Source organism: Streptomyces narbonensis (assembly GCF_014649015.1).
Taxonomy (GTDB): domain Bacteria; phylum Actinomycetota; class Actinomycetes; order Streptomycetales; family Streptomycetaceae; genus Streptomyces; species Streptomyces narbonensis.
On sequence record NZ_BMSF01000007.1, the window covers coordinates 124,142 to 144,745 of the forward strand.

General features: G+C 74.3%; 15 protein-coding genes. 2 read left to right on the top strand and 13 right to left on the bottom strand.

Annotated elements, in window-relative coordinates; genetic code table 11:
* Nucleotides 1–35: 35 nt before the first annotated feature.
* Nucleotides 36–1,238, bottom strand: coding sequence for a DNA polymerase III subunit delta' (locus tag IE124_RS15120; protein WP_189508275.1), 1,203 nt, complete (start codon nt 1,236–1,238; stop codon nt 36–38).
* 67 nt (nt 1,239–1,305) lie between these two features.
* Complete coding sequence (locus IE124_RS15125) at nt 1,306–1,497, bottom strand: hypothetical protein (protein ID WP_189508277.1); 192 nt, start codon at nt 1,495–1,497, stop codon at nt 1,306–1,308.
* Nucleotides 1,498–1,701: 204 nt separating this feature from the next.
* Here IE124_RS15125 and IE124_RS15130 point away from each other — a divergent pair, with 204 nt between their 5' ends.
* Together IE124_RS15130 and IE124_RS15135 are read left to right on the top strand one after the other, a co-directional pair.
* Nucleotides 1,702–2,970, top strand: a complete 1,269-nt coding sequence (locus IE124_RS15130) for a sensor histidine kinase (protein ID WP_189508279.1) — start codon at nt 1,702–1,704, stop codon at nt 2,968–2,970.
* A complete protein-coding gene (locus IE124_RS15135) occupies nt 2,958–3,602 on the top strand; it encodes a LuxR C-terminal-related transcriptional regulator (RefSeq protein WP_189508281.1) in 645 nt (214 codons plus the stop codon). The genes IE124_RS15130 and IE124_RS15135 overlap by 13 nt, the downstream gene beginning before the upstream one ends.
* Here the strand turns inward: IE124_RS15135 and IE124_RS15140 are convergent.
* The 11 genes from IE124_RS15140 to IE124_RS15190 form a co-directional block, all read right to left on the bottom strand.
* Nucleotides 3,592–6,126 carry an FtsX-like permease family protein gene (locus tag IE124_RS15140; RefSeq protein ID WP_189508282.1) on the bottom strand — a complete coding sequence of 845 codons (2,535 nt, stop codon included), beginning with the start codon at nt 6,124–6,126 and terminating at the stop codon, nt 3,592–3,594. The genes IE124_RS15135 and IE124_RS15140 overlap by 11 nt on opposite strands.
* The gene (locus IE124_RS15145; protein WP_189508283.1) at nt 6,123–6,893 is read right to left on the bottom strand and encodes an ABC transporter ATP-binding protein; all 771 of its coding nucleotides are present in this window, start codon (nt 6,891–6,893) and stop codon (nt 6,123–6,125) included. Before IE124_RS15145 ends, IE124_RS15140 begins: the two co-directional genes overlap by 4 nt.
* A gap of 144 nt (nt 6,894–7,037) precedes the next feature.
* On the bottom strand, nt 7,038–10,466 hold the full coding sequence (tmk, locus tag IE124_RS15150) for a dTMP kinase (protein WP_189508284.1): 3,429 nt from the start codon (nt 10,464–10,466) through the stop codon (nt 7,038–7,040).
* A 185-nt stretch (nt 10,467–10,651) separates the two neighbouring features.
* Nucleotides 10,652–13,522 (bottom strand): type I DNA topoisomerase, encoded by a 2,871-nt coding sequence (topA, locus tag IE124_RS15155; RefSeq protein WP_189508285.1) that lies wholly within the window; start codon nt 13,520–13,522, stop codon nt 10,652–10,654.
* Between the two features lie 282 nt (nt 13,523–13,804).
* Nucleotides 13,805–14,002, bottom strand: coding sequence for a hypothetical protein (locus IE124_RS15160; RefSeq protein ID WP_189508286.1), 198 nt, complete (start codon nt 14,000–14,002; stop codon nt 13,805–13,807).
* Between the two features lie 173 nt (nt 14,003–14,175).
* Nucleotides 14,176–14,967, bottom strand: coding sequence for an ABC transporter permease (locus tag IE124_RS15165; RefSeq protein ID WP_189508287.1), 792 nt, complete (start codon nt 14,965–14,967; stop codon nt 14,176–14,178).
* 14 nt (nt 14,968–14,981) lie between these two features.
* Complete coding sequence (locus IE124_RS15170) at nt 14,982–15,755, bottom strand: ABC transporter permease (protein ID WP_189508288.1); 774 nt, start codon at nt 15,753–15,755, stop codon at nt 14,982–14,984.
* Nucleotides 15,752–16,813: an ABC transporter ATP-binding protein gene (locus tag IE124_RS15175; protein ID WP_189508289.1), complete on the bottom strand. Its 1,062-nt coding sequence runs from the start codon at nt 16,811–16,813 to the stop codon at nt 15,752–15,754. Before IE124_RS15175 ends, IE124_RS15170 begins: the two co-directional genes overlap by 4 nt.
* 77 nt (nt 16,814–16,890) lie before the next feature.
* Complete coding sequence (locus tag IE124_RS15180) at nt 16,891–17,895, bottom strand: ArsR/SmtB family transcription factor (RefSeq protein ID WP_189508290.1); 1,005 nt, start codon at nt 17,893–17,895, stop codon at nt 16,891–16,893.
* Nucleotides 17,892–19,472 (bottom strand): N5-glutamine methyltransferase family protein, encoded by a 1,581-nt coding sequence (locus IE124_RS15185; RefSeq protein WP_189508291.1) that lies wholly within the window; start codon nt 19,470–19,472, stop codon nt 17,892–17,894. The genes IE124_RS15180 and IE124_RS15185 overlap by 4 nt, the downstream gene beginning before the upstream one ends.
* A 299-nt stretch (nt 19,473–19,771) precedes the next feature.
* Nucleotides 19,772–20,443, bottom strand: coding sequence for a prolipoprotein diacylglyceryl transferase (locus IE124_RS15190; RefSeq protein WP_189508292.1), 672 nt, complete (start codon nt 20,441–20,443; stop codon nt 19,772–19,774).
* Nucleotides 20,444–20,604 lie beyond the last annotated feature (161 nt).

Consider the following 20,604-nt stretch of genomic DNA (forward strand, 5'->3'; position numbering starts at 1 on the left):
GTCGACGCCAGGGCCTAGCCCGCCCTCGAAAGGCGTCAGTCGCGGAGCGCCATCGTCATCGCCTCCACCGCGAGCAGCGGTGCCACGTTCCGGTCGAGGGCGTCCCGGCAGGCCAGGATCGCCTCGATGCGGCGCAGGGTCCGCTCCGGCGCGCTGTCCCGGGCGATCCGCTCCAGCGCGTCCCGCACGTCCGCGTTGGCGATGGGCGAGCGGGAGCGGAGCTGGAGCGCGAGGACGTCGCGGTAGAAGCCGGTCAGGTCGGTGAGCGCGAGGTCCAGGCTGTCGCGCTGCGTGCGCGTCCTTCGCCGCTTCTGCCGGTCCTCCAGCTCCTTCATCACACCGGCCGTGCCGCGGGGCATCCGTCCGCCCTGCGCGGCGCCCAGCGCCGCCTTCATGTCCTCGGTCTCCTTGACGTCGACCTCCTCCGCGACCTGCTTCGCGTCCTCGGCCGCCGCGTCGACCAGCTCCTGTGCGGCCTTGAGGCAGCCGCCGATGTCCCCGACCCGCAGCGGCAGCCTGAGGACGACGGCCCTGCGCGCGCGGGCCCGCTCGTCGGTGGCGAGCCGCCTGGCCCGGTCGATGTGCCCCTGGGTCGCGCGGGCCGCCGCGTGCGCCGCCTCCGGCTCGATGCCGTCGCGCCGGATGAGCACGTCCGCCACGGCCTCCACCGGCGGCGTCCGCAGCGTCAGGTGCCGGCAGCGGGACCGGATCGTCGGCAGCACGTCCTCGATGGAGGGCGCGCAGAGCAGCCAGACCGTGCGCGGCGCGGGCTCCTCGATCGCCTTCAGCAGGACGTTTCCCGCGCCCTCGGTGAGCCGGTCGGCGTCCTCCAGGACGATCACCTGCCAGCGGCCGCCCGCGGGCGAGAGCTGGGCGCGCCGGACGAGCTCGCGCGTCTCCTTCACACCGATGGACAGCAGGTCCGTACGGACGATCTCCACGTCCGCGTGGGTGCCGACGAGGGTGGTGTGGCAGCCGTCGCAGAATCCGCAGCCCGGGACCCCGCCCATCGCCCGGTCGGGGCTCACGCACTGCAGCGCGGCGGCGAACGCCCGCGCCGCGGTCGCCCGCCCGGAGCCCGGCGGGCCGGTGAACAGCCAGGCGTGGGTCATCTTCGACGCCGCGGGGGCGGGCTCTCCGGCGGCATGGGCGGTCACGAACACGTCGGCGTCGCGCGCGGCGGCGGCGAGCTGCTCCTCGACCCGCGCCTGTCCGACCAGGTCGTCCCATACGGCCATGTCTGCCCCTCCTCAGGTACGCCCTCCATTGTGGGGCAGCGCTCTGACGAGCCGGGCCGACCGGGCGTCAGACCGCGCCGCGGGCCCTGCCCCCGGCGGGCGTGCGGGTCAGCCACAGGCCGACCGCGGAGCCGAGCACGAGCACGCCCGAGACGACACTCGCCGCGATGTGCGCGGCACCCGTCCAGCCCGAGAGGATGTTGACGAAGGCGTTGACGAGGACGCCGGCCGTGAACAGCAGCCAGAGCAGGAACCGCATGATGATCTCCAGAGGGGAGGGGTGGGTGGGTCGTACTCGCGAGGAGTGGGTGGTCGTACTCGCGAGGAGTGGGTGGTCGTACTCGCGAGGAGTACTGATTCGATCTTCGTCGCGGATCCGTTCCGGCACAGCCGTGCCCACCCCCGGACCGATGGTGGAGCCTGCACCACCGTGTCCGTCGGGTCTGCCGCCTAACCTGTCGGGATGCGCGAGGCGATCAAGGAAGCGGCCCGGGCCTGGTGGCATCTGCTCATCGGGGCCGTGTTCGCGGTGCTCTGTCAGCTGATGGCGGCCGTGGCCCTCTTCACCGCCTTCCTCACCCTCACCGTCATCGGCGCCGGGGTCCTCCCCGAGAGCGTCCTGCTGCTGCGCCTGCTCGCGGGCCGGGAGCGGAGCCGTACCGCCGCCAGGACCGGTGCGCCCGTCCCGGAGGCGTACCTTCCGCTCGAAGGCCCCCTCCCCGCGCGCGTGCGGACCGCCGTCACCGACCCCGGCACGCACCGGGACCTGGTCTGGGCCGCCGCGCACGCCGTCTACGGCATGGCGCTGTGGTGCGTCTCGCTCGTGGTGTGGGCGTGCGCGCTGCCGGTCGACGGGGTGTGGACCGGGCTCGCGGGGCGCCGCCCGCTCGTGCTGCCGCTGATCGGCCGGCTGGCCGGTCTGGAGACCGACTGGGCGCGCGCGCTGCTCACCCCGGCCCCGTCCGCCGCCCGGGACGCGGCGCTCGCCGCCCGTGTCGAGCAGCTGACCGCCACCCGGGCGGGCGCGGTCGCCGCGCACGGCGCCGAGCTCCGCCGGATCGAGCGCGACCTGCACGACGGCGCACAGGCCCGGCTCGTCGCCCTCTCCATGCGGATCGGCCTGGCCAGAAGGGCGTACGACTCCGATCCCGCGACCGCGCGGAGACTGCTCGACGACGCCCAGGACCAGGCCGAAGAGGCGCTCGCCGAGCTGCGCCACGTCGTCCGCGGCATCCACCCGCCGATCCTCACCGACCGCGGCCTGACCGGGGCCGTGCGGGCCCTCGCCGCGAGCAGCGGCCTGGAGGTGGAGGTGTCCGTGACCGGCCTCGACGGCCATGGCGGCCACGACGAGGGCAACGGGCGCAAGGGGAGCGACGCGAGCAACGGGAGCGACGCGAGCAACGGGAGCGACGCGAGCAACGGCGGCTACGGGACCCGCGCCCCCGCCGCCGTCGAGGCCGCCGCCTACTTCGTCGTCGCCGAGGCCCTCACCAACGCCGCCAAGCACAGTGGCGCCGCCCGCGCCTCCGTCGCCCTCCTCCGCGAACCCGCCGGCCTGCGCGTCCTCGTCGAGGACGCGGGCCGCGGCGGGGCCGAGGCCGGCGAGCGCGGCGGCTCCGGCCTGACGGGCATGCGCCGCCGGGTCGCCGCGCTCGACGGCACCGTACGACTGACCAGCCCCCGAGGGGGCCCGACCGTGATCGAAGTGGAGCTTCCGTGCGTGTGGTGATCGCCGAGGACAACGCCCTCCTCAGGGAGGGCCTGGTGCTGCTGCTGTCCTCCTCGGGCCACGAGGTGGCCGGCGTCGCCGCCACCGGCCCCGAGATCCTGCCGCTGCTCCTGGAGCAGCGCCCGGACGTCGCCGTCCTCGACGTACGGCTGCCGCCCGGCTTCCGCGACGAGGGGCTGCGGGCGGCGCTCGCGGCGCGCGAGCAGCTGCCCGGACTGCCGGTGCTCGTCCTCTCCCAGTACGTCGAAGAGACATACGCGGCCGAGCTCCTCGGTGGCGGCGCCCGGGGCGTCGGCTACCTCCTGAAGGACCGCATCGGTCGGGTCGACGAATTCCTCGACGCCCTGGAGCGGGTCGCCGCCGGCGGTACGGCCCTGGACCCGGAGGTCGTCGCCGAGCTGCTCGCCCGGCGCCGCGACGACCCCCTGGACTCCCTCACCCCGCGCGAGCGCGAGGTCCTGGAGCTGATGGCCCAGGGGCACGACAACGGCACGATCGCCCGCTCGATGGTGGTCACCGAGCGGGCCGTGCACAAGCACATCGGGAACGTCTTCGCGAAGCTCGGCCTGCCGCCGAGCGACAGCGGCGGCCACCGCCGGGTCCTCGCCGTGCTCGCGTACCTCAACGCCTGAGGCGCCGCCCCGAGGCGGGCAGGAACACGCCCGCCACCACCGTCACGACCACCGTCCCCGCGATCAGCCCGGCCTGCGCCGGCGGCAGGTAGGGCAGCCCGCCGGTCAGGGCCCAGGCGAAGGCGGTCAGCGGCAGCGCGGCCACCACGGCCCCGAGGAGCAGGCCGGTGGCCGTCAGGAACCCGGCCTCCAGGCCGAGCATCCACCGCACCTGACCGGCCGAGGCACCCACCTGGCGCAGCAGCGCGAGCTCGCCGCGCCGGCCGGCGCCGATGAGGGCGAGGGTGCTCAGGACGGAGAGGACGGTCAGCGCGCCGATCGCGGTGACGATCGCCGCGGAGACGATCCCGTGCAGCTCGGCCCCGGCCGCCGTCACCCGCTCCGGTACGACGCCGCCGGCGGCGTCCGGACCCGCGGCCCCGTCCTCCGTCGCCGCCAGCACGCGCGCGGGGTACGGGTCGGTCATGTGCGGGGCCAGTTCGGCCTTCGGCAGCAGGAACTCGCCGAGCGCGAGCGAGCGCTCGTACACCGCGACCACCCGCAGCCGCTTCTCCGTGCCGTCGCCGAGCCGCAGGGCGACCGTCACACCGGGCCGCGCGTCCAGCGCGTCGGCCGTGTCCGCGCCGACCGCGACCGTCCCGCGCGCCTTGAGGCCGGCCAGGTCACCCGCGACGACGCCCGGGTCGAGCGTGCCCTTCAGACCGGCGGCGTCCACGCCGAGCACCGGGAGCCGGTCGAGGCGCGGCGTACCGGCCTCCGTGCGGGCCAGGACCACCGTCGAACGCAGCACGTCCGTCGCCGCGGTCACGCCCGGCAGCTTCCGCACCCGCTCCGCCGTCGTGCCGGAGACCGCGAGGTCGGCGGTGGTCGCGGCCTTCGCCTGCTCCTCGGCCGCCCGTCCCATGGTCGAGCCCGCCGTGAGCTGCACCAGCGCGAAGGAGGTGACGAGGACGACCGGGACGAGGGCGGCGCCGAGCCGCCGCGAGTGCGCGGTCGCGCCGGCCGCCGTGAGCCGTCCGGGCGCCCCGCCGAGCCGCCGCAGCGGCCCGTCCAGGAACCGCATCGCGCCCCGCGCGATCCACGGCCCGAGCAGCGCGCACCCGGAGACGAGCGTCACCGTGGCCGCACTCGCCGCGGCGCCGGCCGCCTCGCCGCCCTGGGCGGTGGCCGTCACGGCGGCCGCCGCGCCCAGGACCAGCAGGACGAGCCCGCTGATCCGGCGTGCGGAGCCCTTGCCTGCCCGGCCCGCACGGCGGGTCGAGAAGAGGACGACGAGCCGGGCGGTGCCCACGACGACGACCGCTACGACGAGCACGGAGGCGAGCAGCCAGGGCGGCGTGGGCAGGACGAGCCCCTCCGGTACGACTCCGGTACGGGCCCGCAGCAGCGACCACGCCGCCAGGAAGGCCGGTACGGCCGCCAGCGCGCCCAGCACGGCCGCGACGCCCGCCACCCGGGTCACCTCCCGCCCGGCGGCGGCCCGCACCTGACGGGGCGTCGCGCCGACCGCGAGCAGGAGCTGCCGCTCGGGGCCGCGCTGGCCGAGCGCCTGCGCGACGAGCGAGGAGAGGACGAGGACGGCGATGAGGAGAACCGTTCCGGAGACGGCGGCGAGGATCTGGAGGAGCTCGGTGCGGGCGGGCGGCGCGGCGAGGTGCTCGGCGGCGCCCCGGCCGTCGCCGGTGAGCGCCCGGAGGGGGCGGCCCGCCGCGGTGTCCTTGAGCCCGGCGTCGTCCAGAGCCGCCCGCACGCGCGCGTGGAGGGTGTCCACGGGGACGCCGGGCTCGGCGAGGACCCCGACCGCGTCCACGGCGCCCGGGTGCCCGGCGAGCCGCCGCGCCTCCTGCGCGGTGACGTACAGGGCGGCGGGCCCGTCGGCCACGCCGACGACCTTCCGCCCGGCCACGGTGTCCCCGACGCGAACCCCGGCTCCGCCTCCCGTCCCCGTCTCCGTCCCCGTCTCCGTCCCCGTTCCCATTCCCCCGCCGGTCCCGGCGACGACCTCTCCGGCCGTACGGGGCTCCCGCCCGTCGAGCAGCGCGTACGGCGCGAGCGCGGCGGCCTCCCAGGACCGCCCGGTGTAGGCCGTGCCACCGCCACCGGCGGCAGCCCCCGAACCGGTCCCCGAACTCGTCCCCGTACCCGTATCCGTCCCCGGCTCCCGTACGACGAAGACGTCGTCCGGGACCGCGGCCCGGACGCCCGGCACCTCGCGCAGGACGTCGACGGCCGCGGCCGGGATCCGTACCCGCTCGGTCAGCCCCGCCGAGACGGTCGTCGGCTCGCTGCCCCAGGGGTCGGTCGTCCAGCTGATCTCCTGGTCGCCCGCGACGACGACGGGCGCCGCGGCGTACCGCTCCACGTGCGCGTGGCCGACTGCGGTCGAACCGATCGCGAGGGCGAGCGCGCCGAGCAGCGCGGAGGTGACGACGACGGCCGCGAAGACGGCCGCCCATGCCTTGCGGTGCGTCCGCAGCGACCGGGCGGCGAGCAGCCTCACCGCCGGGTTCCCGAGCGCGCTCATCGGGCGACCGCCAGGTGCTGACCGGTCTGCGCGCCGAGGGCCGCACGGACCGCGGCCTCGTCCGGCCTGTCGAGGCGGCCGACCAGCCGGCCGCGCTCCAGGAACACCGCCTCGTCCGTCCACGCCGCCGCCACCGGGTCGTGCGTGACGAGGACCACGGTCCGGCCGCGCTCGTCCACCGCGCGCCGCAGCAGGGCGAGGACCCCGGCGGCGGTGACCGGGTCGAGTGCGGCGGTCGGCTCGTCGGCGAAGACGACCTCGGGTTCGTTGACGAGGGCCCGGGCGATCGCCACCCGCTGCCGCTGACCGCCGGAGAGGTTCTCCGGCACGTCCTCGGCCCGGTCGGCGAGTCCCACGGCGGCGAGACCGGCCAGTGCGCGGGCGTCGAGCTCACGGCCTTCACGGGCGCCGGCGAGCAGCAGGGGCAGGGTGACGTTCTCGCGAACGTTCAGGGCGGAGACGAGGTTCAGCGACTGGAAGACGAAGCCGACGCGGTCGCGCCGCAGCCGGGTGAGCGCGGGCGCCTTCAGGGTGGCGAGGTCGGTGCCTCCGACCCGTACCGTGCCCGCCGTCGGCCGTTCGAGGCCCGCCGCGCACCGCAGCAGCGTGGACTTCCCGGAGCCCGACCGGCCCATCACGGCCACGAAACGCCCGCGCGGGACGACGAGGCTCACCCCGTCGAGCGCGGGCGCCCCTCCTCCGTACGACCGGCTCACCCCGTCCAGGGCAAGGGCGGCACCGCTCTCCGTCACTGCTGTCGTCGTCATACGACCACGCTAGAAAAGCGCAGGTCACAGCGGTATGGAGCTGGCTTCCGAGTCGATGGTGGGGCTAGCTACACCATCGGCCCGGAAGCACTCGGTACGTACGTCGGCGCTGCGGCGGTGACGACCGCCGCCGTCGGCGCGGCATCAGCGGCGGCGTCGGCCGTCGTTCTCGTCGTCGTGCGGGCCGAAGAGCTCGTCCGCGAGGGTCGGCAGATCGTCGAGGGGAGTCTCCTCGGCCCAGTCCGAACGGCGGCGCGGCTGCCCGTTCTCGTCGAGCTGGGGCAGCTCACGGGTCCGGTCGTTCGCCCCGTCCGGCTGCGCCGGCCGCTGCTGCCGCTCGTCGCGGAAGATGCCCTGCGGCACCCGGTCGGCCGGGTCGGACACCCGAGGATCCCGGGATTCCCGGGGATCTCGGGGATCTCGGGGATCTCGGGGATCCTGTACGGCGGGCAGGACGGCGGTCTCGTCGACGGCCCGCGGGTCCCGGATCTGCGGCAGGACGGCCGTCTCGGCCTCCGGCTTCAGGATCGGGGTGGCCACGGTGACCTCTTCGGGCGAGACGGTGGGCGCCTCGCGCGCGGCGTCCGGCTTCACGACCGGCGTCGGCACGGTGACCTCGTTCGCCGACACCTCCGTGGCACGAGCGGCCCGCTCGGCAGCGGCCTTCTCCGCCACGGCCTTCGCGGCGGCCGCCTTCTCCGCCGCGGTCTTCTCGGCAGCGGCACGCTCGGCGGCGGCCTTCGCCTCGGCCGCCGCACGCCCGGCCTCCGCCTTCTCGGCAGCGGCCTTCCTCTCGGCGGCCGCCTTCCTCTCCGCCTCCGCGCGCTGCGCCGCCGCCAGCTCCGCGGCGGCCCGCTCGGCAGCGGCCTTCTCGGCGGCGGCCTTCGCGGCGGCCTCGGCGGCGACCTTCTCCGCGGCAGCCTTCACCGCGGCCTCCTCCGCCGCCTTGGCGGCGGCAGCGGCCTCGGCCATCCGGCGGGCCTCCTCCGCCCGGAGCAGGGCCTCCTCGGCCTTGCGCTGCTTCTCCAGGCGGCGCTCCTCCGCCTCGGCCCGGAGCCGCGCCTCCTCCTCGGCCTCCTTGCGGATGCGCTCCTGCTCCTCCAGGCGTGCCTTCTCCTCGGCGGCGAGCCGCTTGCGCTCCTCCTCGGCGGCGAGCTCGGCGGCGACCCTGGCCTCCTCGGCCCGGCGGCGCTCCTCCTCAGCCTGCCGCTCCGCCTCGAGACGGCGCGCCTCTTCCTCCTCGCGCCGCTTGCGCTCCTCCTCCTCGGCGCGGAGCCTGGCGAGCTGCTCCTGCCGCTCGCGCTCCAGGCGCTCCTCCTCGGCCTTGCGGGCGGCCTCTTCCTCGGCCAGGCGCCGCGCCTCCTCCTCGGCCTTCCGGCGGGCCTCCTCGGCGGCCTTCACCTCGGCCTCGGAGAGCGGCAGCACCCGGTCGAGCCGGTGGCGTACGACGGTGGTGACGTCCTCGGGCTCCTGCCCGGCGTCGACGACGAGGTAGCGGCTCGGGTCGGCGGCCGCGAGGGCGAGGAAACCGGCCCGCACGCGCGCGTGGAACTCCGGCGGCTCGGACTCCAGCCGGTCGGGCGCCTCGGTGAAGCGCTCCCGGGCGGTCTCCGGGGAGACGTCGAGGACCACGGTGAGGTTCGGGACGAGCCCGTCCGTCGCCCAGCGCGAGATCCGGGCGATCTCCGTCGGGGAGAGGTCGCGGCCGGCGCCCTGGTAGGCCACGGACGAGTCGATGTACCGGTCGGAGAGGACGATCGCGCCCCGCTCCAGGGCCGGCCGGACCAGGGAGTCGACGTGCTCGGCGCGGTCGGCCGCGTACAGCAGGGCCTCGGCCCGGTTCGAGAGCCCCGCCGACGACACGTCGAGGAGGATCGAGCGCAGCCGCTTCCCGATCGGGGTGGCACCGGGCTCGCGGGTGACGACGACCTCGTGGCCCTTCGCCCGGATCCACTCGGCGAGCGCCTGGACCTGGGTGGACTTCCCGGCCCCGTCGCCGCCTTCGAGGGCGATGAAGAAGCCGGTCGCGGCGGGCGCCTGGGCCGGGTCGGAGCCGCGCAGCGCGTCGCGCAGGTCGCGGCGGAGCGGGACGCCGGCGCGGTCGTCGGTCTTCGCGAGGACGAGCGCGGCGACGGGCAGCAGCAGCGCGCCGACCAGGGCGAGCGTGAAGGCGGCGCCGCCCTCCGCGATGACGGAGTCGCCGGAGGCGAGCCGGTACGGCCCGATGGCGGCGGCGAGCAGCGGCGCGGCGAGCGCGCCGAGGGCCATGCCGACGCGTGCGTTGGCCTGGAGGTGCTCGGTGGTCCGGGCCCGGCGCGGCTCCTCGGTCTCCTGGTCGACGAGGGTGTGGCCGGTGTTGGCGGCGACGCCCGCCGCGTACCCGGCGAGGACGGCGAGGAACAGCACGGTCGCCGTGTCCGGGACCAGGCCCATGGCGATGAGCGCGACACCGGTGACGGCGGTCGCGAGGGCGAGCAGCCGGCGCCGGGACAGGACGGGCAGGACCTTGCGCGCGGTGCGGATGCCGACGGCGGTGGCGCCGCTGAGCGCGAGGATCAGCAGCGCGTAGGTGACGGGGCCGCCGCCCAGGCCGTACGCGTGGAGCACGGCGAGGGACGCGGCCGCCGCGATGGCCCCGGCGACGGTGGCACAGGTCAGGACGAGCAGCGGCAGGGCGCCGGTGCGGCCCTTGTCGGCGGCACGGCTCTTGCCCTCGCCGGCGGAGTCGGCGCCGCCGGCCACCGGCGGGCGGCGCAGGCCCTCCAGCGGCGAGCGGGGCCTCGGCGTGGCTCCGCCGGGCAGGGCCATCGCGTAGAGGCCGGTGACGGAGGCGGCGAACAGGCCGGCCGCCACGTACGAACCGAGGGCGGCCTGGTGCAGCGAGAACCAGTCGAATCCGGCGCCGAGCAGATTGCCGACGAGGGTCGCGACGAGCAGGACGGCGGCCGCGGCGGGCACCGCGAGGAAGCCGGTGCGCTGGGACAGCCGCCGCAGCGAGCCGAGGTGGTCGGGGAGCGGCCGCACGGCGTCGCCCTCCAGCGGCGGGGCGGGCAGCAGCGCGGGCGCGGCGCCCTCGCGGCAGACCGTCCAGAGCCGCTCGGCCGCTCCGGTGACGAAGACGGTGCCGAGCACGTACCAGAGCGCGTTCTCGGGGGTCCAGTCGATCCACAGGGGCGCGATGACGAGGAGCGCGATCCGCAGCCCGTCGGCACCGATCATGGTCCAGCGGCGGTCGAGCGGGCCGTCGGGCCCGGTGAGCGAGGTGAGCGGCCCGAGCAGGACGGCCCCGAAGAGGACCGTGGCGAGCAGGCGCGTACCGACGACGGCGGCCACGGCGAACGCAGCGCCGCGGTAGCCGCCCCCGAGCGCACCCGCGGCGACGGCCGCCTGGAGGCCGAGGAGGACGAGGACGAGGAGGGCGAGGGCGTCACCGACGCCGCCGGCGACCTGGGCGCCCCACAGCCTGCGCAAGGGCTGATGGCGCAGGAGGGCCCGTACGGCACGCTCCTGGGAATCCGCGACGAGTGCGGCGTCGGAATCGCCGAGGCGGTCTGGCTGCTCTGCTCGCGTCATCCGTCCACCCTATCCGGACGCCCTTGCTCCCCGCGGCCTCCGACCGAACATCCGGACGAGCCTGTGACAGGACGGACGCGGGAGGGGCGAAGGCCACCGGCCCCCGCCCCTCCCGCACACCCTGCTCCGAACCTCGGAACGACTAGCTCCGAACTCGGAACGACTAGCTCCGAACCTCGGAACGACTACTCCGGCTGGGCCGCCGCGGTCTTCTTGGCCGCGGCCGTCTTCTTCGCGGCGGTGGTCTTCGCCGCCGTGGTCTTCTTCGCGGCCGTCGTCTTGGCGGCGGTGGTCTTCTTCGCCGCCGTCTTCGTGGCCGTCTTCTTGGCCGGCGCCTTCTTCGCGGTGGCCTTCTTCGCCGGGGCCTTCTTGGCGGCCTTCTTCGCCGGTCCCTTGGCGCGCTTCTCCGCGAGGAGCTCGTAACCGCGCTCCGGCGTGATCGTCTCCACGCTGTCGTCGGTCCGCAGGGTGGCGTTGGTCTCGCCGTCCGTCACGTACGGGCCGAAGCGCCCGTCCTTGACGACCACGGGCTTCTCGCTGACCGGGTCGGTGCCCAGCTCCTTCAGCGGCGGCTTGGCCGCCGCCCGGCCACGCTGCTTCGGCTGCGCGTAGATCGCGAGCGCCTCGTCGAGCGTGATCGTGAAGAGCTGCTCCTCCTCGGTGAGCGACCGCGAGTCCGTGCCCTTCTTCAGGTACGGGCCGTAGCGGCCGTTCTGCGCGGTGATCTCGACGCCCTCGGCGTCCGCGCCGACGACCCGGGGCAGGGACATCAGCCGGAGCGCGTCCTCCAGGGTGACGGTGTCGAGCGCCATCGACTTGAAGAGGGAGGCCGTCCGCGGCTTCACCGCGTTCTTGCCGGTCTTCGGGGTGCCCTCGGGCAGGATCTCGGTGACGTACGGGCCGTAGCGGCCGTCCTTCGCGACGATCTGGTGGCCGCTGACCGGGTCGGTGCCCAGCTCGAAGTCGCCGCTCGGCTTGGCGAGCAGTTCCTCGGAGTACTCGACGGTCAGCTCGTCGGGTGCCAGGTCGGCCGACACGTCGGCCTTCTGGTAGCCCTCCTGGTCCTTCTCACCGCGCTCGATGTACGGGCCGTACTTGCCGACGCGGAGCATGATGTCGTTGCCGACGGGGAAGGAGGAGATCTCCCGCGCGTCGATCGCGCCGAGGTCGGTGACGAGCTCCTTGAGGCCGCCGAGGTGGTCCCCGTCGCCGTTCCCCGCGTCCGCCGCACCGCCGGAGGCGCCCGCGCCGGAGCCGTCGCCCTCACCGAAGTAGAAACGCTTCAGCCACGGCACGGACTGGGCCTCGCCCCGCGCGATGCGGTCGAGGTCGTCCTCCATGCGGGCGGTGAAGTCGTAGTCGACGAGCCGGCCGAAGTGCTTCTCCAGGAGGTTGACGACGGCGAAGCTCAGGAAGGACGGCACGAGGGCCGTGCCCTTCTTGAACACGTAGCCGCGGTCGAGGATGGTGCCGATGATCGACGCGTACGTCGACGGGCGGCCGATCTCGCGCTCTTCGAGCTCCTTGACCAGCGAGGCCTCGGTGTAGCGGGCCGGCGGCTTCGTCGCGTGGCCGTCCACGGTGATCTCGTCGGCGGTCAGCGCGTCGCCCTCGGCGACCTGCGGCAGGCGCCGCTCGCGGTCGTCGAGCTCCGCGTTCGGGTCGTCGGCGCCTTCGACGTAGGCCTTCATGAAGCCGTGGAAGGTGATCGTCTTGCCGGACGCGCTGAACTCGGCGTCACGGCCGTCGGCGGCCCGGCCGCCGATCTTCACCGTGACCGAGTTACCGGTGGCGTCCTTCATCTGGGAGGCGACGGTCCGCTTCCAGATGAGCTCGTAGAGCCGGAACTGGTCACCGGTCAGGCCGGTCTCCGCGGGGGTGCGGAAACGATCACCCGAAGGGCGAATCGCCTCGTGCGCCTCCTGCGCGTTCTTGACCTTGCCGGCGTAGACGCGCGGCTTCTCCGGCAGGTAGTCGGCGCCGTAGAGCTGCGTGACCTGCGCCCGCGCCGCCGTCACGGCGGTGTCGGACAGGATCGTGGAGTCCGTACGCATGTAGGTGATGAAGCCGTTCTCGTACAGCTTCTGCGCCACCTGCATGGTCGCCTTCGCACCGAAGCCCAGCTTGCGGCTCGCCTCCTGCTGGAGGGTCGTGGTGCGGAAGGGGGCGTACGGCGAGCGGCGGTACGGCTTCGACTCGACCGACCGCACGGAGAACGCGGTGTCGGCGAGCGCGGCGGCGAGCGCCCGTGCCTTCTCCTCGTCCAGGTGGAGCACGCTGTCGGACTTCAGCCGGCCGTCGGCGCCGAAGTCACGGCCCTGCGCGACGCGCTTGCCGTCGATCGTGTTCAGCCGGGCGACCAGCGAGGACGGGTCGGACGCGTCACCGGAGCGGCCGGTGCCGAAGGTGCCGGTCAGGTCCCAGTACTCGGCGGAGCGGAAGGCGATGCGCTCGCGCTCCCGCTCGACGACGAGCCGGGTGGCGACGGACTGCACGCGGCCGGCGGACAGCCGCGGCATGACCTTCTTCCACAGGACCGGCGAGACCTCGTAGCCGTACAGCCGGTCCAGGATGCGGCGGGTCTCCTGGGCGTCGACCATGCGCTGGTTGAGCTCGCGCGGGTTGGCGACGGCCTCGCGGATCGCGTCCTTGGTGATCTCGTGGAAGACCATCCGGTGGACCGGGACCTTGGGCTTCAGGACTTCCTGGAGGTGCCACGCGATGGCCTCGCCCTCGCGGTCCTCATCGGTGGCGAGGAAGAGTTCGTCGGACTCGGCGAGCAGCTCCTTGAGCTTCCTGACCTGCGCCTTCTTGTCGGCATTGACGACATAGATGGGCTGGAAGTCATGCTCGACGTCCACTCCGAGGCGGCGCACCTCGCCGGTGTACTTCTCCGGCACCTCGGCGGCGCCGCTGGGGAGGTCGCGGATGTGCCCGACGCTCGCCTCGACGACGTAGCCGGGGCCGAGGTAGCCCTTGATCGTCTTCGCCTTGGCAGGCGACTCGACGATGACGAGTCGGCGGCCGCCGTGTGCGGTCTCGCTGGTCGGGGACAACTTCGCTCTTCTCTCCGGATCGACACTCTCTGGCACGTACGGCACTGGCACGCACGGCAGCGGCACGGACGGTGACGCTCCCGTCGCTGCGGAGTGTGACGGTACAACCCGCCCCCGTGTCAAACGGCGAAAGCCCGCAACGGCCACTCGAACGGTAACCCGAGTCCTGGCATTCCTGCCGCCCGGACTCCCGGTCGGGCGGGGCGGGCGGCGGAGCGGGCGACGCGCCGGAGCGCCTGCGGGAGACCCCGGGAGGATGCGGGGAGAGCTCCGGGGAGAGGTTCAGAACCGGCCGAAGCACCAGACGCCGAGGAGGATGAAGGCGGCGCCGAAGAGGCTCGTGGCCGCCAGGGCCGTCCGCGGCCCGACCCCGTACGCCACGGGCTCACGGTGCAGTGTCCGCACGGTGGTCCACAGCAGCAGCGCGCCTCCGAACAGCGTGAACGCCGCCCCCGCGAAGATCGCCGGCCCGCTCTCCATGCCCGTACCCCGTTCCGTCCCTGTGCGGGGTTCGGTCTCCCGCGCTCGTCTCCCGCAGCCGAGGCTGACACCTCCGGGCATCGAGGGCGCGAATTCCGGGTGAACGACGCGGACCGTCGCGTACGGTTTCACGAAGATGGCCGGTAGTGACCCACTCCCTCCCGCTTCTCCTGTCACATCACGTCGAGCGTGGCCCGGCGCCTGCTGCCGCGCTCGAAGACGGCGAGCAGGGCGACGGCGAGCAGCGCCCAGCCGGCCCCGACCGCGAGCTCGGTCCCGAGCAGGGCCCCGTCCAGGCCGCCTCCCGCGGTCAGCCGCCGTGCCGCGTCCGCCGCGTGCGTGAGCGGCAGCAGCTCGCCGGCGAACCGCATCCACTCCGGCAGCGACTCCCTCGGCACGGCGGCGCCCGTCAGCAGGAGCAGCCCCGAACTCGCCACGTTGGACACCAGGAAGACATCGCGGAAGCGGAGCCCGAGCGCCCCCAGCGCGAGCCCGAAGGCCGAGCACGCACCGGCGGCGGCGAGCAGCACCAGACCGAGCCCGGGCAGTGCCCCGGCGGGCACGGGCAGTCCGAGCACGAGCGCGGCGGCGGTGAGCACGAAGGCGCTGACGAACAGCCCGTTGAGGACGTACGGGAGGGCGCGGCCGATCCAGAGCGGGACCCGGTGCCGGGGCGAGAGCAGGACGGCGCCGAGCGTGCCGTACCGGCGCTCGTTGGCCACGGCCATCGTGCCGCCGTACACGCAGGAGGTGGAAGCCGCGAGAACGGCGTTTCCCACGAGATGGAAACGGTCGTCGGCGACGCCCAGTTCCCGTCCGAGGAAGACGAAGAAGAAGACTTGGAGAAGCGGCCCCACCAGCAGCGTTCCGATGAACATCGGCGGGGTCGTCCAGTTGAAGAGTGCCCGGTAGGAGATCGTGCCGCCGACGACGACGAGCCGGGCGGTGGCGAGGAAACGGAACATTTCTGGCCGGCCTTTCAGGCGAGGGCGAGGGTGGCGGCGGCGCGCGCCCGGCGCTCCACCCGCCCGAGGACGAGGACGGCGGCCAGGGCGTAGCCGGCCCCGAGCGCGGCGGCGGTGAGCAGCGGCGTGATGACGTCCCCGCCGGAGGTCGCCGCGTGCACGGCCCGCGCGCCCCAGGTGGTGGGCAGCGCCCAGGACAGCGGCTGTGTCCAGTCGGGGAGCACGGTGACGGGAACGAGGAGCCCGGACAGCAGCCAGACGGGCGTGTCCAGCGGGTTGGCCAGGGCGTTGGCGTTCCGCAGCAGGACGAAGGTGGCGGCGAGGAGGAGCCCCATCATGCCGAGGGCGAGGACGCAGACGGGCACGGCGAGCAGGAAGAGCAGCGGGTGCGCGAAGTCGAGCGGGACGCCGAAGAGGACCACGCCCCAGAGGACCGTCGCGCCCATCGCGTAGGTGCCGATGACGGCGGTCGCGAGGGTGATCGGGAGCAGGACGAGCGCGAGCGGCGCCGGCGCCACGACCAGGGTCTCCAGGGTGCCGAGCCAGCGCTGGTTCTGCACGGCGCCGCCCGAACCGAAGAGCACCGAGCCCCAGATGCCCATCAGCCCGGCGCCGACGGAGGCGGTGAGCAGCCGGTCGGGGTCGCCCGCGGCCCGGAAGAGGTAGACGGCGAGGGTCGCGTAGACGAGCGGGACGAGGACGGCGAAGGTGATCTCGATCGGGGAGCGCGACATGTACGAGACATGGGTGCGCACGCCGACCACGACCAGCCGCAGGACGCGCCTCATACGGCAAGCTCCTCGGCCTCGGCAGGCTGCTCGGCATCGGCCGACACCGCGGTCTCAGCGGGCTCCACGGAGGGGTCCACGGCGCCCGCAGCCTCCTCCACGATCGTGATGTAGGCGTCCTCCAGGGAGGGTTCGCGGCTCGTGACCCGGCCGATCCGCAGACCGTCGAGCGCGGCCAGCACCGGCCCGTGCAGCTCTGCGGAGCCCCGGCCGGTCTGCACGGTGACGACCTGGAGCGCGCCCCGGTCCTCGACCGACACGCCCCGCACGCCGGGAAGGCGCCGCACCCGGTCGAGCCGCTCCTCGTCCACCCCGTACGCCTCGATCTCCAGCACGTCCCGGTCCCGCACACGGGACTTGAGGCTCTCGGGCGTGCCGAGGGCGCAGATCCGGCCACCGGCGATCACGGCGATCCGGCCGCAGAGCTCGTCGGCCTCGGCCATGTAGTGGGTGGTGAGCAGGACGGTGGTGCCGGCCGCGGCGAGGTCGGCGACCGTGCGGCGCAGGTCGCGGGCGGCGACCGGGTCGACGCCGATGGACGGCTCGTCGAGGAAGAGCACGTCGGGGCGGTGGAGGAGGCCGCGGGCGATGTGGAGGCGCTGCCGCATGCCGCGCGAGTACCCCTCGACGCTCTCCTTCTCCCGGCCCACGAGCCCGACCAGGTCCAGGAGTTCGGCGATCCGCCGCTTCTGGTCGCGGGCCTCGACGCCGTACAGCTCGGCGAAGTAGCGGAGGTTGTCGAGCGCGGAGAGCCGGTCGTACAGGCCGCGGTCGCCGCCGAAGACGTACCCGATCCTGCGGCGTACGGCGACGGGGTCGCGGGCCACGTCGTGGCCGAACACCCGGGCCGTGCCGGAGGTCGGCAGGAGCAGGGTGTTGAGCATCTTGATGGTGGTGGTCTTCCCGGCGCCGTTGGGGCCGAGCAGGCCGAACAGCTCCCCCGGTGCCACCTCGAAGGTGACGCCGCGCACGGCCTCGGTCTCGGTCCGCCGGGGCTTCAGCCATCCGGTCCTGCTGGTGTAGGTGCGGCGCAGCGCGTCCGCCTCGATTGCGAGCATGAGGCGGACGCTAGAAGCCCGTGGAGGGGCCGGGCCATCGATTCGGGAGGCCCCGAATCGTCGGGCGCTGGCGCCGCTCAGGCCACGGCTCTGAGGATGTCCTCCCCGGCGAGCAGGGCGAGCAGCGACCGGCCGGTGTCCGTGAGCTGGTAGTACACCGAGCGTCCGACGCGGTGCCGGGTGACCACGCCGGCCTCCGAGAGCACCGACAGGTGCTCGGAGACGGTGCTGGGCGCGAGACCGAGCCGGTCGGCGAGCCCCGCCGTGGTCAGCGGTCCGCCCAGCTCGCGCAGGACCGCCGCGCGGCCCCGGCCGAGCATCAGCCCGAGCCGGTCCTCGGCGACGGGCTCGGCCTGTTCGCGCAGCGCGCCCGCGCCCCGGGCCTGGAAGCTGAGCGCGACCACCTCGGGGTCGTCCGTCGAGTACAGCCGGCAGCCCTCCGCGAAGACGAGCGGCACGAGGACGAGTCGCCGCTCCCCGGGCGCGTACTCGACGTCGATGTACTTGGTCAGTTCGAGCACGGGAGGGGCCCACCGCCCCCGCGTCTCCAGGCCCGCGAAGAGCGCGTCGACACCCTCGGTCGCGAACGTCCTGGCCCGGACGAGCACTTCGTCCTCGACGAGCCGGCGCATCGTCGGCCAGTACGGCTCGATGGCCCCCTCCCACCAGGCCGCGTACGCCTCGGCGAGCGCCGCGCAGGCCGCCTCCGGATCCTTCAGATACGGCTGTACGAAGGGCTCGTCGGCCATGCCCGGGTAGCAGACGTCCACCTGCTCGCGCACGAACGCGTGGTCGGTGGCCCGCAGCGCGTCGAGCTCCTCGCGGACGTGAACCGTGCCGAACGGTTGCGGCAGCAGGAAGTCGGAGACCTGGCCCCGCTCCGGGACGAACAGATCCCACAGCGGGCGCAGCCGGTCGTCCTCGCGCCACACCTCGCGCGCCTGCCCCACCCACTCCTGGTACGGCCAGGAAGGGTGTCGGTGCGGCAGCGCGAGGTGGGCCGCGCAGAACGCGTCCCGCAGCGGGCTGATCGCGATCCGGGTCGCCCCGAGCGAGGCCTCGTCGAGTTCGATCCGTATCAAGCGCCGCTCCCCTGGCCGACGGCCTCGCCGTCCTCGCCGACGGGCAGCAGGAAGCCCTCCTCGACGAGCAGCCGGATCGCCTGCGGGGTGCGGTCCCGCAGTATGACCGGGTCCTCCCCCATCAGCTGCCCGATCGCGTCGAGGATGCGGCCGGCGCTGAGGGTGCCGTCGCAGACTCCGGCGAAGCCGGCGCCGACGTGGTCGACCTTGGTGGCGCGGCGCATGCCGCGGTTCTGCCGGAGCACGACGTGCTCGGGGTCCTCGGCGCCCGGCAGCCCGACCTGCTCCTGCATCACCTCGGGCGCGAGCGTGAAGCGGTCGGCGAGCAGCGCGGCGTCGTCGTGGCTCCGCAGGTAGTCCTGGCGCTCGAAGTGGGCGCGGATGGTGTCGCCGAGGGGCTGCTCGACGGGGTGCGGCCACTCCTCGATCAGGATCGAGGGCTCGGCGCGGCCGGCCTCCACCGCCGCGTTCCGCCGGATCGTGATCCAGCCGAAGCCGATCGCCCTGGTCTTGCGGGCCTCGAACTCGTCGAGCCAGCGCCCGTAGGCCAGCCGGTACTCCTCCGGGTCGCCCCGGTGGTCGCCGCTGTCCCGCAGCCAGAGCTCCGTGTACTGCGTGACGTCCTGGACCTCGCGCTGCACGACCCAGGCGTCACAGCCCCGCGGCACCCAGGACCGCAGCCGGTCCTGCCACTCCTCGCCCTCCACGTGCTGCCAGTTGGCGAGGAACTGGGCGTATCCGCCGTCGTTGAGCCGCTCGCCCGCCTGCTGCACGAGCGTGCGGCACAGGTCGTCGCCGCCCATCCCGCCGTCCCGGTAGGTGAGCGTGGCGCCGGGGGAGATGACGAACGGCGGGTTGGAGACGATCAGGTCGTACGTGTCGCCGTCGACCGGCTCGAAGAGCGAGCCTTCGAGCAGCTCGGCCTCCCGGGCGCCGGAGAGGGCGAGGGTGAGCCGGGTGAAGTCCAGGGCGCGCCCGTTGAGATCGGTGGCGGTGACCAGCGTGGCGTGCTGGGCGGCGTGCAGCGCCTGGATGCCGGAGCCGGTGCCGAGGTCGAGCGCGGAGGACACCGGGGTGCGGACGGTGATCCCGGCGAGCGTGGTGGAGGCTCCGCCGACGCCGAGGACGACGCCCTCGGCCTTCTTCCCGATGCCCCCGGCGCCACCGACCGCGCAGCCGAGGTCGGAGACGATGAACCAGTTCCCGCCGTCCTGGGCGCCGTCCGGGCCGCCGTACGGCCGGATGTCGACCGTGGCGAGCACGGCGTCGTCCTCGCGGACCACCCAGCCGTCGGCGAGGGCCTCGGCCAGCGGGAGCGCCGCGGCGGCCTTGGCATGGTCGACGGCCCGCTGGAGCAGGAAGAGCCGGACGAGGGTCTCCAGCGGCGAGTCGCCGCGGGTGGCACGCAGGGCGGGCACGGTCTCGCTGCGGGCGAGCGCCGCGTAGGCGGGGGCGCCGAGCAGGTCGAGCAGTCCGTCGGCGGTGTAGTCGGCGGCGAGCAGTGCCTCGCGCAGACGGTCGGCGTGCGCGGGCACCGGGAGGCGGGGGGGCAGGCTGGTCGTACTCACGGATCCCATTGTGACGGCCGCCACCGACATCCGGGCGGCCGACCCGGCCGCAGACCGACGGCAGACTGGCGGCAGGCGGCAGGCAGACGGCCGACAGCCGCTGCCACCACCGGGCCGCCACCACCGGGCCGAGGCCTGCGCCGGACCTACCCCGGGGCCTGCTCCGGGGCCTGCCCCCAGGGCCTGCAACGGGCGTGCTTGGGACCGGGTCCGGACCGCTCCGGACCCGCTCCGGACCCGCTCCGAGGGTGGTTTCCGGATCGGCTCCGGGGCTACTCCGAGGACGTGGTTCCGGATCGGCTCCAGGCCTACTCCGAGGACTCCTCGCTGGGCTTGGCGGAGGTCGAGGGCTTCGCGGAGGTGGAGGCCTTGGCCGAGGCGGTCGCGCCGGACTGCGGCGAGGCCGTGGCCGATCCGGAGGTCTTCGGCGGGACCGAGGCCGTGGGCTTCTGGCAGCCCGGCTGCTTGGCCATCGCCTGGCCCAGCTCGCCCTCCTCCAGCTTGGCGAGCGCCGCCTGGTCCATCTTCTCGATCTTGGTCAGCCCGTCGGCGACGTCCTGGAGACCGTCCGCGAACTTCTGCTGGTTGGCCGGGTCGAGCGCGTCGACTTCCTTCTTGAGCCCCTCGTAGGCCACGGCGGTGGCGTTGAGCTCCTTGATCGCGTCCTGCTGGACCTTCTCGCCGTTCTCGACGGGTGGGGCGCCGGCGGCCTCTACGGCCTTGGCGAGCGCGCGGTCCGCGTCGGCGATGTCCTGGAACGCCTTCGAGTCCGCGGCCTGGATCTCCGCCGGCTTACTGTCGGCGGCCGTCGAGATGATGATCTGGTGGGCGTTGGCCCGCTTCTGGATCTGAGGCTTCGCCTGGTCGCAGAACGCCTTCGCCCAGTCCTCCACCTTGTTGCCCTCGTCGTCGCTGCAACCGGACAGCACGAGCACCAGTACCGCACCGCCGGACAGCGCGGCCGCAAGCTTCTTGTTCACCGGATCGGTCCCTTCCAAGGCTCTCGGCCCCGGAACATACACGCCGAACGGGCTACTTCCACCTTTCGTGGGACGGATTCATCCCACATTGCAGTCTTTTGAACCAAGGGAGAAGACCCCTCGGACACCGCCCACGACCGGGAAATGAGACGGACGACACG

Bases quoted from the DNA above. Each gene is read 5' to 3' on its own strand.
- IE124_RS15120 (WP_189508275.1), bottom strand. From the start codon at position 1,238: ATGGCCGTATGGGACGACCTGGTCGGACAGGCGCGGGTCGAGGAGCAG.
- IE124_RS15125 (WP_189508277.1), bottom strand. From the start codon at position 1,497: ATGCGGTTCCTGCTCTGGCTGCTGTTCACGGCCGGCGTCCTCGTCAAC.
- IE124_RS15130 (WP_189508279.1), top strand. From the start codon at position 1,702: ATGCGCGAGGCGATCAAGGAAGCGGCCCGGGCCTGGTGGCATCTGCTC.
- IE124_RS15140 (WP_189508282.1), bottom strand. From the start codon at position 6,126: ATGAGCGCGCTCGGGAACCCGGCGGTGAGGCTGCTCGCCGCCCGGTCG.
- IE124_RS15145 (WP_189508283.1), bottom strand. From the start codon at position 6,893: ATGACGACGACAGCAGTGACGGAGAGCGGTGCCGCCCTTGCCCTGGAC.
- tmk (WP_189508284.1), bottom strand. From the start codon at position 10,466: ATGACGCGAGCAGAGCAGCCAGACCGCCTCGGCGATTCCGACGCCGCA.
- IE124_RS15160 (WP_189508286.1), bottom strand. From the start codon at position 14,002: ATGGAGAGCGGGCCGGCGATCTTCGCGGGGGCGGCGTTCACGCTGTTC.
- IE124_RS15165 (WP_189508287.1), bottom strand. From the start codon at position 14,967: ATGTTCCGTTTCCTCGCCACCGCCCGGCTCGTCGTCGTCGGCGGCACG.
- IE124_RS15170 (WP_189508288.1), bottom strand. From the start codon at position 15,755: ATGAGGCGCGTCCTGCGGCTGGTCGTGGTCGGCGTGCGCACCCATGTC.
- IE124_RS15175 (WP_189508289.1), bottom strand. From the start codon at position 16,813: ATGCTCGCAATCGAGGCGGACGCGCTGCGCCGCACCTACACCAGCAGG.
- IE124_RS15185 (WP_189508291.1), bottom strand. From the start codon at position 19,472: ATGGGATCCGTGAGTACGACCAGCCTGCCCCCCCGCCTCCCGGTGCCC.